Consider the following 16,945-nt stretch of genomic DNA (forward strand, 5'->3'; position numbering starts at 1 on the left):
CAAATTTATGGGTCATTCATTTTGAATCTCTTGCCTCTCTGGGTTGAAAACTTTAAGTCAACATTTTAGCAGTAAATTAAGGATTGGATAGCTGAAGTTCACCTCTAGAAAATACCTCAATTAGAGTCTTTTAATTGTAGTTCCTTCTCGTGAACCGACTAAATACAATTCCATAAAATTTAACGTTATAGCCATTTGCGTAGCGTCTTCACCAGAGCAAGAGAAACATTCTTAAACCCATTTACTCGAGATATTCAAAACAAGGAGGATAAAATCAATGCAACCCACAGATCCGAGTAAATTTACAGAAAAATCTTGGGAAGCTTTAGCCCAAACTCCAGAACTCGCCAAACAAGCTCAACAACAACAGCTTGAAAGCGAACATTTAATGAAATCCTTACTCGAACAAACAGGACTCGCGAGCAGCTTATTCACAAAAGCAGGTGTCGATATTTCGGCGTTGCGAGAACGAGTTGATACTTTCATTAATCGTCAACCCCAAGTTAAAGGAAGCAGCACCAATATATATTTAGGTCGGAGTTTAGACCTTCTACTTGATAACGCTGAAGCCTATCGAAAAGAGTATAGTGATGAATATATTTCAATCGAACACTTACTTCTCGCCTACACCAAAGATGATCGCTTTGGTAAATCCCTCTATCAAGAATTTAAACTCGATGAAGCCAAGCTCAAAAAAACAATTACTCAAGTCCGAGGAAACCAAAAAGTGACCGACCAAAACCCCGAAGGAAAATATCAATCACTCGAAAAATATGGGCGAGATCTCACCGAAGCCGCCCGTCAAGGAAAACTCGATCCCGTAATTGGACGAGATGATGAAATTCGTCGTACCATTCAAATTTTAAGCCGTCGAACTAAAAATAATCCCGTATTAATTGGAGAACCTGGAGTCGGAAAAACAGCGATCGCCGAAGGACTAGCCCAACGGATTGTTGCCGGAGATATACCCCAATCTCTCAAAGATCGTAAACTGATCGCATTAGATATGGGAGCCTTAATTGCCGGAGCAAAATTCCGAGGAGAATTTGAAGAACGTCTCAAAGCAGTCCTCAAAGAAGTCACCGAATCAGAAGGTAAAATAATCCTTTTTATTGATGAAATTCATACCGTTGTCGGGGCGGGTGCAACTCAAGGGGCAATGGATGCGGGTAACTTACTCAAACCCATGTTAGCCCGAGGAGAATTGCGTTGTATTGGGGCAACAACTTTAGATGAATATCGCAAATATATTGAAAAAGATGCCGCTTTAGAACGCCGCTTTCAACAGGTTTATATTGACCAGCCCAACGTTGTCGATACCATCTCCATTTTACGCGGTTTAAAAGAGCGCTACGAAGTCCATCACGGAGTCAAAATATCCGATAGTTCATTAGTTGCCGCTGCCACCCTTTCGACTCGGTATATTAGCGATCGCTTCTTACCCGATAAAGCCATTGACTTAGTGGATGAAGCTGCTGCAAAATTAAAAATGGAGATCACTTCCAAACCCGAAGAACTCGATGAAATTGACCGCAAAATTCTCCAACTGGAAATGGAACGGTTATCACTGCAAAAAGAAAGTGATCCGGCATCAATTGAACGATTAGAAAAAATAGAAAAAGATCTCGCCGATCTCAAAGAAGATCAACACGCCCTAAATGCTCAATGGGATGCAGAAAAAAGTGTGATTACTAATATTCAGTCGATTAAAGAAGAAATTGATCGGGTGAGTATTGAAGTCCAACAAGCCGAACGAAACTATGATCTCAACCGGGCGGCTGAGTTGAAATATGGTAAATTATCCGAGTTGCAAAAGCAGTTACAAGTCGCAGAAACCAAACTAGAAACCACTCAAACCAGTGGAAAAACCCTACTGCGAGAAGAAGTGACTGAAGCCGATATCGCCGAGATTATTTCTAAATGGACGGGAATTCCGATTAGTAAATTGGTCGAGTCCGAAAAAGAAAAACTACTCAACCTCGACTCAGAACTTCATCAGCGAGTCGTTGGACAAGAAGAAGCCGTGACAGCCGTTGCAGAAGCCATTCAGCGATCGCGGGCGGGGTTAGGAGATCCCAAACGTCCTGTCGCCAGTTTCATCTTCCTCGGACCAACAGGAGTCGGGAAAACAGAACTCGCCAAAGCCTTAGCCGCTTATTTGTTTGATACCGAAGAAGCAATGGTGCGGATTGATATGTCCGAGTATATGGAGAAACACGCCGTTTCTCGTTTAATTGGCGCCCCTCCCGGATATGTGGGATATGATGAAGGCGGTCAACTCACCGAAGCCATTCGTCGTCGTCCCTATGCGGTGATTTTGTTTGACGAAATCGAGAAAGCGCACCCCGATGTCTTTAATGTGATGTTGCAAATTCTCGATGATGGTCGCGTTACCGATGCCCAAGGTCACACCGTTGATTTTAAAAATAGTGTGATTATTATGACCAGTAATATCGGATCTCAGTATATTCTCGATATTGTCGGAGATGATTCACGCTACGAAGAAATGCAAGGTCGAGTCATGGAGACAATGCGGGCAAGTTTCCGGCCTGAGTTTCTCAATCGGATTGATGAGATTATTATCTTTCATGCGCTGCAACGTCAACAACTGCAAAAAATTGTTCAGCTTCAGATTCAACATTTGGTCGAACGGTTGGCTGAACGGAAGATGTCGTTGAAACTGACGGATGCTGCGGTTAGCTTTTTGGCAGATGTCGGGTTTGATCCGGTGTATGGTGCGCGTCCGTTAAAACGGGCTATTCAGCGAGAGTTAGAAACCCAGATTGCTAAGGGAATTTTGCGCGGTGAGTTTAATGATGGGGATACCATTTTTGTAGACGTTGAAAATGAACGGTTGACGTTTAAGCGGGTGCTTGTGGAGTTGGTGAAAGCGCAGTAGCTAGGTCTGAATTATCTTTATAAGATTTTGATAGGGTGCGGTATGTCGTACCCTAACTCTTTAGGTAGAGAGAATGATAAAGTTATTTCTCAATCTTCTCAATTTTTCGAGATTAATCCCGATTTAATCAGAATCGTAAAAAGTTAACAAAATATTGCTGATTGTCATCTATCTATCAGTAGAAAAGCTATCCTCAATTTAGACGATACAACGTTTCTTCTCTACATTTAGATAGATAAAAAATTTGAAAGTTTAGACCGTCTAAAAGCTGAATTTTGTCAAGATCAGAAATGACAGTTAATAAATTGTCATAAAAGGAAACACCGAGATAGACAAGTAGCAGTTATACCTATTAAGTGCTTACACTGAGAAAATTAGTGAAGTTCGTCTGAAGCCGAATGGTCATTAGGGTAGCATCGTGCAAATTGATGGTTTGAGTTTTAATACATCAGGGTTTTTCGGCAAACCTGAAGCATTACTGTGGAAGACAAGCAATACATTCCATTACAAAAAGACAATTGTGAGAATGGTCAATTTATCAACCTCAAGATAGAAGTTTTAAGCCACAAAAAGGTTTAAAAAGGATTAGGAGAGTTAAAAAAGCTTCTATCCCGGTCAAATTATTTCCCATCTATATCAACAAATTTTGTACAACCTTCCCTCAATCTGCAAACTTTAGCAAAGCTAAGTTTCTCAATCTTGTCTAACAGGACTTGAGTTTTTCTATGACTAAAAACTTTAGTCGCTCAATTTTGGTTCCAATGTAATCAATTAAAACCCGAGTTTTTAACGGTAAACCCTAGCCTTTTTGAATTAGATTGATTCGTTCGACCAATCCCTAATTAAAATCCCCAACCCGTTTCTCGAATATTAAACCTGAATCCTCCGATTTTTATCGGCGCGAGGATTATCTCGAATGTAGTTTTTTTATCAAATTAATGATGATGTTTTCTACTCCGACACATACCCAAACTTTCCCCTCTACTACCAATTCTCAGAACGTTATGAAAAAACCGGAACTTTCTCAAACTTCAATCAAAATGACTCAACTTGTCATTATCGACACCCAAGTAGAAGACGTAGAAAAGCTACTAAAAGGCGTTATCCCCAGCACAACAATCATTCTCCTCGACTCTACAAAAGATGGAGTCCAACAAATCACTCAAACCCTGCAAAAATATACCAATCTCTCAGAAGTTCATCTGATTTCTCACGGTTCACCCGGCTGTTTACAACTGGGTAATACTCAACTTAGCCTCGACACTCTCAACCTCTACGCCAACTCACTCCAAAGCTGGTCGGTAGACACCTTAATGCTGTATGGGTGTAACGTCGCCGCAGGAGATGCAGGGATTGAATTTATAGACAAACTCCACCAATTCACAGGTGCTAAAATTGCCGCTTCTGCCAATAAAACCGGTTATTCAGGTTTAGGTGGAGACTGGAATTTAGAAGTCAAAACCGACAAATTTGAAGTCTCATCTCCTCTGACCTTAGAAGTCCGAGAAAATTACCGCTTTGCTTTCCCCATACCCATTGAAAATCTAACAGTTGAGAGAAGATTACCAAACGATGACGAAGGTGATATTAGCTATATCGCTCCCGATATTAGAACCACTGTTCCCGAAGGCACAGAAATAGAATACAACTTCCAAGAAGGGGACGGCAATCTTCTTGAAGTCACCAGTTTTACCTCGGGACAAGATCAGTTTCTCGCCGGTGATGTTCTCAACGACTTTGAGTTAAGGCGAACCGATAATGAAAACGTTCAAGGTAGACGACAACTACTGTGGTTTGAACGGGAAAGCCAAACAAGTGAAGAACTTAACCTTCGATCTCCTTTTCCTCGGACTTTTACAGAAGACCCCGATGATAGTCTGATGGAAGTCGCCTTGTTTGATGATATAATCAATCTCGGTACAGATAATATCTTTGCCAATACCAGTATCTTAGACGATCAAAATATCAACAACATTGAGCGAGTAGACTATATCTCCACCGATGGTTTACAAGCCCCCCAAGAAAACTTAAATGAAGTCGGTTTTCTCATTTTAGAGCGAGGCGGAAACGATGCGTTTAAAATCTCACCGATATTAGATGTTAATGCTCAAGGTCTTCCGACTGAGTTTGGTGATTTAATAGAAATTGGAGCAGATGAATGGGGTGTTGATGAATCTATTACACTCGATACATCGGTTTTACGTTCAGATAATTATCCTGAAGAACAACTTCAACGAAGAATCAACGTTGATGGTCAAAATATCGGTGGAATTTATATCAGTTTTGAAGATCTCGGTATCGAAGCCAGTGAACAATTTAATGGATATGCGTTGTTTGCACCCGATGTAGACGAGACGACAAACTTAGTAGACTTTGAAAGCTTTCCAACAAATACACCAGAGCTACCAGACGTAGGGGCTGGAGGAGGATTAGACCTGATTGCAGGTGGAGTTGTTTATGGTCGGATTTTCATTAATATTAACGATGTCACCGTTACCGAAGGAGAACAAGCTCAATTTACCGTTAGTATCCCTTCTCCACTCGATACACCCCTCACCGTTAACTACAGCACCAGTGATACTGATTTAAATCCTAACGAACCCAATCAGCCGACAGCAACAGCCGGAGAAGATTATACACCAATCACAGAAGGTTCCTTTACCATTCCAGCTGGAGAAACTGAAGTTACGGTTAATGTCGAGACATTAGCTGATAACGAAATCGAAGAAAACGAACAGTTTCGGGTGATGCTTTCTGACCCCAGTCGAGGCTTCATCATTGACCGGGAAGGAATTGGGACGATTATTGATAATACCGAAGATACTCCACCTGTTACCGAACCGGACACGACAGACACACCCGCAGATACCAACGTCAGCCTCAATATTCTCGACAACGATACCGATGCTGTAGGTAATATTGACCCGACAACAGTAGACCTCAACCCCAATACACCCGAACAAGAAACCACTCGCACAATTCCAGGACAAGGAACTTACACTGTAGATGATACAGGCGTTGTTACCTTCGATCCTGAAGCCGAGTTTAGCGAAACCTCAACGATCAACTACACCGTACAAGATAACGCGGGTCAACCTTCCGAACCGACAGAAATTAGTGTGATCGTTGAACCCCCAGCAAATCTTGCGCCTAATGCAGTCAATGACAGCGATACAACAGCCTTTGAAACCCCCGTTACCCTGAATGTTCTTGAAAATGATACCGACCCAGAAGGGGACTCATTAACGATTGTTGATATCCAACAAAACACCCCCAATGGCGGTACGGTGAGGATTGAGAATGGTCAGTTAGTCTATACTCCTGCTGATGGTTTCTCAGGAGAAGACGAATTTACCTATACTGTCAGTGACGGGGAAGACAGCGATAGGGCTACCGTTAGCGTGACTGTAGAACCCTCTACAAACGTACCCCCAACAACCGTTCCCGATCAAGGCGTCACAACTGAAGGTGAACCCGTTAGCCTGAATGTTCTCGAAAACGATACCGACTCAGAGGGGAATATTGACCCGACAACCGTCGATCTCAACCCCGATACACCCGAACAAGAAACTACACGGGAAATTCCCGGCGTTGGAACTTATAGCGTAGATGACAATGGAGTTGTTACCTTTGAACCCGTACCTGGGTTTACCGGAGACTCCACCATTAACTACACCGTAGAGGATGAAGAAGGTCAACCTTCCGAACCCGCAGCCATTAATGTTACGGTTAATCCCCCTGCAAACGTACCCCCGACAACCGTTCCCGATCAAGGAGTCACAACCGCAGGTGAACCCGTTAGCCTGAATGTTCTTGAAAACGATACCGACTCAGAGGGGAATATTGACCCGACAACCGTCGATCTCAACCCCGATACACCCGAACAAGAAACTACACGGGAAGTTCCCGGCGTTGGAACCTATAGCGTAGACGACGATGGAGTTGTCACCTTTGAACCCGAACCTGGGTTTACCGGAGACTCCACCATTAACTACACTGTCAAGGATAACGAAGGTCAACCTTCAGAACCCGCAGCAATTAATGTTACAGTTAATCCGCCTGCAAACGTACCCCCAACAACTGTTCCCGATCAAGGAGTTACAACAGCAGGTGAACCCGTTAGCCTGAATGTTCTCGAAAACGATACCGATCCTGTAGGGAATATTGACCCGACAACCGTTGATCTCAACCCCGATACACCCGCACAAGAAACTACACGGGAAGTTCCAGGCGTTGGCACTTATAGCGTCGATGATACAGGCGTTGTCACCTTTGAACCCGAACCTGGGTTTACCGGAGACTCCACCATTAACTACACCGTAGAGGATGAAGAAGGTCAACCTTCGGAACCCGCAGCCATTAATGTTACCGTTAATCCTCCTGCCAACGTTCCCCCGACCGCAACCAACGAAAACGCTAACACTCCCTTTGAAACTGCCGCTACATTCAATCTGGCGGATAATGTTAGTGATCCAGATGGAAATATTGAATTAAGCAGTATTGACCTCGATCCAAGCACTCCAGAACTTGATCAACAGGTGGTTTTACCCGCAGGAACATTTACGGTCAACGATCAAGCTGAAGCTACCTTTGACCCCGTTGATGATTTTAGTGGGACTGTAACCCTTCCCTATACCGTGGCCGATGATTTAGGTGCAACATCTCAACCTGCGAATCTTTCAGTCACCGTTAGCCCCGATGCCAATGAACCGCCCACAGCCGAGGATGTTCAAGCTTCTTCAATTCTCAACAATAGCAACCCCATTCCTCTACCTTTGTCTACGGCTAACTTTAGTGATCCTGATGGCATCGTAGAACTGATTAACTTTACCTTACCCGATCCCACACAAGGTATTCTGTTACAAGATGGTGTTGCGGTAACTAACCCGATTCAGGTTCAACGGTTAACTCCAAATCAACTCGATAACCTCTCCTTCCGTCCGAGTCTGGGGTTTGCGGGGAATGCGTCTTTTAATTATCGGGTGACAGATGATGATGGGGCGACTTCTAATGCGGCGAATGTAACCGTTCCTATTATTCCGTTTACCGTTCCGAATGTACCTCCCGTACAGCCTGAACCTCCGATACAGCCTGAACCTCCGACCGAACCTCCGACAGAACCTTCTGAGAATTTATCCCCAGAAGCCAATAATGAGACAGAAACCATTATTAATGATGGGACTCCCTCAGTTATCCCGACCTTATCGGCAACAGACCCCGATGGTAGTATTGATTTCTACACCATCACCGATTTACCCCCTAACGGCACATTATTGATCGACGGTGAAGCCGCTACCTCCGAACAAGTTGAACAGCTTACCCCCGAACAATCCGAACAACTGACCTTTGAACCCGATCCTGATTTTACAGGGGATGTCAGCTTAACTTATACTGCGACTGATAATGATGGTGCTGTTTCTAATCAAGCCGTTGTACAGATCAATGTAGAAGAAGATCAGTCCATTCCTCGGGGTGAACCGATAGATGATGGCGGTTGTGATTGTCCTCCTTTACCTGATTTTGGAGCGGTTCCTTTACCGGATCGTCTCGGTTTGACTCCTCAGCTAGCGTCGGAGTCGAATATTATTCGCGGTACTGAGCAGAGTGATACCTTACCCGGAACCCCCACCAGTGATGTTGTACTCACCTTTGGGGGAGATGATATGGTCGCAGCCTTTAACGGCAGTGATACCGTTTTTGGCGGTGTTGATAATGATCTCTACTTTGGCGATGATGGTAACGATTATCTCCTGGGATCAGACGGTAGGGACACAATCATCAGCAGTAACGGCGTTGGAGATTTAGCCGCAGCAGCTAACTCGGAGAACAATGATTCTGTCTATGGTCATCAAAGCAATGATTTACTGCAAGGTGGCCCCGGTTCGGACATGATGTTTGGCGGTAAGCAAGATGACTTTACCTATGGCGGTAAAAATTCTGATCTGGTTTGGGGTGACTTGGGAACTGACACCCTCTACGGTGACTTAGGCAATGACACGATGATTGGTGATACCGCAGATGAAAACAATATCGAGGCTGAACGGGGTTTGCCTGGGATGATTGATTTCATGTGGGGCGGCGCTGGTGATGACTTGATGAATGGCGGTCGTAGTAATGATACTCTCAGTGGTGGAGTCGGTAATGATACTGTTCGAGGCGGGAAAGAAGATGATCTCGTCTACGGTGAAGCCGGAGATGACGAGATGTACGGCGATTTGGGTAATGACCAACTCTGCGGTAATGAGGGTAACGATACTGTCTATGGTGATATTAACGACAATGACACCCCGAGTGATATTCCCGGACGAGATACTCTCTGTGGCGGTATCGGTAATGATATCCTGTTTGGAAATGAAGACCAAGATCGTCTCTGTGGGGGAGAAGATAGTGATACTCTTTATGGGGGTTTAGGTGAAGATATCTTAGCCGGTGAACAGGGAGATGACTGGTTATTTGGCGATCAAGGCAATGACCTGATTTCTGGGGGAAGTGGTGTTGATCGCTTTATTCTGTTCTCCGGTAGCGGTACAGATACTATTCAAGATTTCCAACTGGGTACTGATTTAATTGCTTTGGGTGGAGGCTTAACTTTTGAACAGTTAACTCTGTCTCAAAGTGGAACCTCAACTGTTGTGAGTTTAGAGGGTCAACAGTTGGCAATTTTAAATGATGTATCAGTGAGTGCGTTAACAGAAGATAACTTTACCGCTTTTGTTGGCTAACTGACTCAACTCTCCGCGATCGCTCACGTTGGTTATCATAACTAATTCCCTATAGCGATCGCTGTTTCTATCACATTTAAAATTTTTTAAAAGTGTTCTTCAAATGTAATCTAAAACTCTAGCAACAAAACCAACACTCTAACAATATGTTGCGAATGGTCATCGATTAAAGGCCAGTAAAGGTATGATGGCTTTATCAAGTCTATTATATAGTTCTTTATACTGAAAAATTTAACCCGAATCATACAGGAAACCGTACATAAAAGTGTAATTTTGTCAAGAGATAATATGACAGTTTATTAACTGCCATACGAAAAAACACGGATAATATTAAAGAACGGTTATACCTGTAAGTGTTATCACTGAGATCGCCAGTGAATTAGATACAAAGCCAGGTTGCAGTTATGGGGGAATTGTAAAAATGAGCAAGTTAATCTGTCCAGTTTGCAGTTGTTTTTCAGTTCACCCAAAGTCAAAACTGTATAAGCTGGTTGCCAGTCTTCTGGTCAAAAAAAAGTTAGAGGTTTAAGCTGATTCTTGTCACAAACCCTCAAAATTTTAAAATTTAAGAACTTGCTCTCAATTGTTGAGTCTAGAGGTTTGTTTTAGATTAATGTACATCTAGATAGATGAGTAACTCTATAAACATTCCTTAATCCCTTAAGTTGATTCTCTTCTAGGAACATAAAACTTAAAGAAAGTTAGCGACTCACACCAAAATTTATATTTACAAGTGCCTTTCTCTATCCTAAACTCCCTCAAAATCCATCTGATTTTACGGAATGTTAAAACTGAGCAGCAAAAGCTGATTGCTCTGTAAATTAGGCATATCCAAAGACAACTCAGGCTCAGTCGATGAGAAAATAATTCACATAAAAAGATGTTCCTCTGAAACTTTTCTAGAGGAATATCAGTCTTAAACGTAGTTTTTCCAAATTAAGTACAATGACATTTTCTAAATCAGGCACTACTTCAACTTCCTACTCTACAATTTCTTCTAACATTTTCCAGAAGAAACCGGAATCTTTTCAAAACTCTCCTGAAGTTTATTCTTCGGTTTCAGTTTGCGCCAGAAAAATAGACATTCTTGTTGTCGTTGATGCTCAAGTCGAAGATACAGAAAAGCTACTGAAAGGCGTTATCTCTGGTGCTGAGGTGATTCTCCTCGACTCTACAAAAGATGGAGTCAAACAGATCACTCATGCTCTCCGAGAATATACGGAGATCTCTGAACTTCAGATCATTTCTCACGGAACTCAGGGGTGCTTACAACTCGGAAATACCCAACTAAGCCTTGATACCCTTGACCTCTACGCCAACGAACTGCAAAACTGGTCAGTAGACACCTTAATACTCTACGGTTGTAACGTCGCCGCAGGCGATGCAGGTGTTGAATTTATTGAAAAACTCCATCAATTCACCGGGGCGAAAATAGCCGCTTCACTCAACAAAACTGGTAACGCAGCGTTAGGGGGAGACTGGAACCTAGACGTCAAAACCGATGAATTTGATGTAACCTTAGCTCTAAGCCCAGAAGCGATCGCCAACTATCGCCATACCTTACCCCTTCCGATTCAAAATCTTGTCACCGAAGCCCAAGACGCTGAGGAAAGCGATACTGAGGCTTCAGGAATCATCTATAATTTTGGGCAAGGTAGCAACTTACAAGTACAAAGCTTTGAAGACGAGGAAGATAGTCGATATCTATCTGCGGGTGTACTCAACAACTTTAAACTGAGACGGGTAGATAATCCCGAAGGAGTTCAGGGTTTAAGACAAATTGTTTGGTATCAAGAAGACGAGTCATCGGCAACCGATCCAGATAGTACCACGATTAATTTGATCCCCGAACAGGCTCAAAGCGATGATGGGCGGACACCGATGCAAACCGCTTTGTTTAGTGAATTTATTAACCGAGGTACGGATAATATTTTCGCCAACGTAGATAACCCCGATGGGAATATCAACAATATAGAGCGGGTTGACTACATTTCCACAGATGGTTTATCCCTTCCTCAAGACAGCGAAGATCTTGATGGTATTGGTTTTCTGATCCTCGAACGGGGAGGTAACGATCCGTTCAAAATAGCAGCCATTACTGCTGTTGACGATCAAGGGAATCCGACTGCATATGGGGATTTGCTCTCTTTTGCCAATCCGGCTGATCCCAATGACGTTGATTGGGGTCTATCCGACACCGAATTCAGAGTAAGAGTTCTGCGCCAAGAAGAAGGTGATGGCGACATTTCCAATACCAGAGTTCCCCAACAGATAAACTCGGACCCTCAAAACATCGCGGGTATTTTCGTTAGCTACGAAGATTTGTTGGCTGGAAATCCTGATCTTCAAGATAGCCAATTCTTTGGGTATTCTCTGTTTCCGCCGGATATTGACGGAACAAACGACTTAGTTGAACTGAGTGACTTTCCTCCGGACACTTCCGATCGAGAAGGCCCGGAGAATGAGCGAGGGGGTTTGGACTTGGTTGGAGGCGGTGTCGTTTATCGACGCGAAGATATTAACTTTCCTCCCGAAGCCGGAGATGATACGGCAATAACAGATCCCGATACACCCGTTGAGATTTCGGTTTTAGAAAACGATCGCGACGATCGCGACGACGTTCCCGGTCAGCCAGTTGAAGATCCAATCAGTATTGTTGGCATCACGACTCCTCCTGCTAACGGTATTGCCACCGTCGATGATCGCGGAACACCCGATGACCCGACGGATGATGTCATCGTTTATACGCCCAACTTTGGGTTTAATGGTGCTGAGGATAGCTTTGTTTATCAGATTACCGATGGCGAAGATACAACAACAGCAACCGTTACCGTTACCGTTACCAGCACGATTGTTGGCGGAACCGTTTTCACCGATACCGACGGCGATGATAACCTTGACCCCAATGAACCAAGATTGGGGAATATCACGGTCAACTTAGTTGACGATCAGGGGAATCCCGTTGGCACTCCGGCCGAAACCAGTGCCGATGGTGTCTACCAGTTTGAGGGTTTTGCTCCGGGAGAATACACCGTTGAGGTGGATACCACAGATGAAGATCTTCCCACAGGTGTCACACTCGGAACAGATAGTGTTCCCGTCACCGTTGCAGCGAATCAACCTGTAACTGAGGTTAACTTTGGGTTTGACCCCGCCCCAGTTAATCAACCGCCAATTGCACAAAATGTTGAGAGTTCATCGATTCCCAACAATAGCAATTCAATTGCTTTACCATTGTCTACAGACAACTTTAGCGATCCCGATGGCATTGTAGAAACCATCCGCTTGACCTTACCCAATCCTGCACAAGGAGTTCTATTATTTGATGGTGTAGAGGTTAGTGATCCAACTCAAGTTCAACTGTTAACTCCCAATCAACTTGATAATCTCAGCTTCCGTCCCAATCCCACTTATCAGGGAGATGCTTCCTTTACCTATCAAGTCACCGACGATGATGGTGCCGTCTCGGATATCGCTAACATCACTATTCCAGTCGCAGCAGCAGGAGGAGGAACCCCCTCGAATAGTACCGTCAGTGGAACTGTATTTACCGACAACGACAACAACAACACCCTCAGTCCAGACGAACCCGGAATCGAAAATATTACGGTTAACTTAGTCAATACAAATGGGACGGTTGTTGATAGCGTTGACACAAATGCAGATGGTGTCTACCAGTTTGAAAGTGTTGCATCTGGCGATTATACTGTTGAGATTGATACAACAGACACCGATATACCCGCAGATTTTACACTAGGAACACTCAATAACGTTAGCGTTCCTGTTGACGCCAATCAATCTGTAACTGATGTTAACTTTGGGTTTGACTCCCCACCCATTCCAATACCGACAACCACAGTTAGTGGAACCGTCTTTACCGACACCGACAACAACAACACCCTCGGTCCAGACGAACCCGGAATCGAAAATATTACGGTTAACTTAGTCAATACAAATGGGAATATCCTGGCTAGTGTTCCGACAAATGCAGATGGGGGTTATCAGTTTGAGGGAGTTGCACCCGGAAATTATACCGTGGTTGTTGATACCACAGACACTGATCTTCCCACAGATGTCACACTGGGAACATCAAGCGATGTTGAAATTAATGTTGAAGCGAATCAACCCTTTGACGGAGTTAATTTTGGGTTTGACTCCACTCCTACCCCAGTTAATCAACCGCCAATTGCACAAAATGTTGAGAGTTCATCGATTCCCAACAATAGCAATTCAATTGCTTTACCATTGTCTACAGACAACTTTAGCGATCCCGATGGCATTGTAGAAACCATCCGCTTGACCTTACCCAATCCTGCACAAGGAGTTCTATTATTTGATGGTGTAGAGGTCACTGATCCGAGTCAAGTTCAACAGTTAACTCCAAATCAACTCGATAATCTCAGCTTCCGACCCAATCCCACCTATGAGGGAAATGCTTCCCTTACCTATCAAGTAACAGACAATGATGGTGCCACTTCTGATCTAGCCAGCATCACCATTCCAGTCGCAGCAGCAGCAGGAGGAGGAACCCCCTCCAATAGCACAGTTAGTGGAACCGTCTTTACTGATAACGACAACAACGACACCCTTGATCCGAGTGAACCCGGAATCGAAGATATTACGGTTAATTTAGTTGATCAAAATGGGACTGTTGTTGATACTGCTGAAACCAGTGTAGATGGAGTCTACCAGTTTGAAAGTGTTGCATCTGGCGATTATACTGTTGAGATTGATACAACAGACACCGATATACCCGCAGATTTTACACTAGGAACACCCAATAACGTTCCCGTTACCGTTGTCGCCAATCAATCTGTACCTGATCAGAATTTTGGGTTTGATTCGACTTCTTCTAATACAAACGTTCCCCCGACCGCAACCAACCAAAACGTTAATACGACCTTTGAAACAACCGCCTCATTCGATCTAACTGATAATGTCAGTGATCCCGATGGAACAGTTGACCTGACGACCATTGACCTCGATCCCACAACTCCAGAAATTGATCAGCAGGTTACTCTACCTCAGGGAACATTCACCGTCAATAATCAAGGTCAAGTCACCTTCGCACCTGCGGGTAATTTTAGCGGTACTGTAACTGTTCCTTATACCATTCAGGATAACTTAGGCGCGACTTCCGAACTGGCTGATATTTCAGTCACTGTGTCCCCAGACTCCAACCAACCGCCCAGCGCTGAAGATGTTGAGAGTTCATCCATTCTCAACAATAGTAACCCCATTCCTCTACCTGTGTCTACGGCTAACTTCAGTGACTCTGATGGCACCGTAGAACTGATTAACTTTACCTTACCCGATCCCGCCCAAGGTATCCTGTTACTCGATGGTGTTGCGGTGACTAACCCGATTCAGGTTCAACGGTTAACTCCAAATCAACTCGATAACCTGACCTTTCAGCCCGGTAGTGGGTTTTCGGGTAATGCGTCTTTTAGTTATACGGTGACAGATGATGATGGGGCAAACTCTAATATTGCCAATATTACTGTTCCTGTAATCGCTGTTTCTGTTCCCACTAATCCGGGTGGTGGCAACGGTGGCCCCTCCGGGCCTCCTGTGAATTTACCGCCAGAAGCTGAGAATGAAACGGCGAATATTCCCAATGACGGGACTCGTTTTCCAATTCCGCCGTTAAGGGCGACAGACCTCGATGGTAGTATTAACTTCTACACCATCACCCAATTACCCCCTAATGGAACATTATTGATCAATGGCGAAGAAGTCACGAACTTAGATCAAGTTCAACAGCTTACCCCAGAACAAGCTGGACAACTTACGTTTGAACCTGACCCCAACTTAACCAGTGATGTCAGCTTTACTTACACCGCTACCGACAATGAAGGTACTGTTTCTAACGTCGCGACTGTCAGCCTCGTTGTTGATGATGACAGTTCCATTCCTCGGGGTGAACCCATTGATGATGGCGGTTGTAATTGTCCTCCCCTCCCTGAGTTTGGTGTAATTCCCCTACCTGAACCGTCTGGCTTAATTCCAACTGCGTTTAATGCCTTTGGTAGTATTGATGGCACCCCGCAAAGTGATACCATCTCAGGTTCACTTGGTAGTGATATGGTCTTTGCGTTTGGCGGAGATGATCACATTGAAGCTTCAGAAGGTCCGGATACCGTTTTTGGGGGTGATGGTAATGACCTCAGTTTTGGAGAAGAAGGTAATGATTCTCTATTGGGAGATCGCGGAAGTGATACTCTCATCGGGAGTAATGGCAGTCAAGACATCGCCGCCACCGCCACCATAGATGAAAACGATTTTATCTATGGTCACGCCAGCAATGATTTAATGCAAGGTGGCCCTGGTGCTGACATGATGTATAGCGGTAAGCAAGATGACTTCGCCTATGGCGGTCAAAATGATGATATGGTTTGGGGTGACTTGGGAAGTGATACCCTCTACGGCGATCAAGGCAATGACACCATGATTGGTGATACCGCAGATGAAAACGAGGTCGAAGCTGAACGGGGTCTGAGTGGGATGATTGATTTCATGTGGGGCGGCGCTGGCGATGACTTGATGAATGGGGGTCGCAGTAATGATACCCTCAGTGGTGGTGTTGGAAATGATACCGTTCGTGGGGGTAAGGAAGATGATCTCGTTTATGGTGAAGCCGGAGATGACCTAATGTACGGAGATTTGGGTAATGACCTACTCTGTGGTAATGAGGGTAACGATACGATCTATGGTGATATTAACGACAACGAAACGATTAGTACACTTCCCGGACGAGATACTCTCTGTGGCGGTAGCGGTAATGATATCCTGTTTGGAAATGAAGACCAAGATCGTCTCTGTGGTGGCGAAGATAGTGATACTCTTTATGGGGGCGATAGTGAAGATACCTTAGCCGGAGAACAGGGAGATGACTGGTTATTTGGGGATCAAGGTAATGATTTGATTTCTGGTGGAAGTGGTATCGATCGCTTTATTCTATTCTCAGGTAGTGGTACGGACACTATCCAAGATTTCCAACTGGGTACTGATTTAATTGCTTTGGGTGGTGGGTTAACTTTTGATGCGTTAACTCTATCTCAAAGTGGAACTTCGACAATTCTCAGTCTTGACACTCAACAGTTGGCAATTCTCAACGATATACAGGTAAGTGCTTTGACTGAAACTAGCTTTACGGCTTTTGTCGGCTAATCTGCTATCGAAAACTGACATAACGCGGTATAATCGGTATTAACGTTTCGTTCCTGCTTCCTTCGGATAACTGGTTTTCATAGGGTGTCGGCACTTCCTATTCCACAGGCTTAAACCGAATAGCCAACGGCCACGATGTTCGCGCATTGAGGCT

Annotated in this window: 3 protein-coding genes; all 3 read left to right on the plus strand. The window is 44.2% G+C overall.

What is annotated here, in order from left to right:
- The first annotated feature begins 277 nt into the window (after window positions 1-277).
- The 3 genes from clpB to L8106_RS09825 all read left to right on the plus strand — a co-directional run bounded on the left by clpB (window position 278) and on the right by L8106_RS09825 (window position 16,791).
- Complete coding sequence (gene clpB, locus L8106_RS09815) at window positions 278-2,899, plus strand: ATP-dependent chaperone ClpB (RefSeq protein ID WP_009784117.1); 2,622 nt, start codon at window positions 278-280, stop codon at window positions 2,897-2,899.
- Window positions 2,900-3,903: 1,004 nt separating this feature from the next.
- A complete protein-coding gene (locus L8106_RS09820; protein WP_039895893.1) occupies window positions 3,904-9,621 on the plus strand; it encodes an Ig-like domain-containing protein in 5,718 nt (1,905 codons plus the stop codon).
- Window positions 9,622-10,566: 945 nt separating this feature from the next.
- Window positions 10,567-16,791: a DUF4347 domain-containing protein gene (locus L8106_RS09825; RefSeq protein WP_009784119.1), complete on the plus strand. Its 6,225-nt coding sequence runs from the start codon at window positions 10,567-10,569 to the stop codon at window positions 16,789-16,791.
- Window positions 16,792-16,945: the final 154 nt, after the last annotated feature.

Origin of the sequence: Lyngbya sp. PCC 8106 (assembly GCF_000169095.1) — a bacterium.
GTDB lineage: Bacteria > Cyanobacteriota > Cyanobacteriia > Cyanobacteriales > Microcoleaceae > Capilliphycus.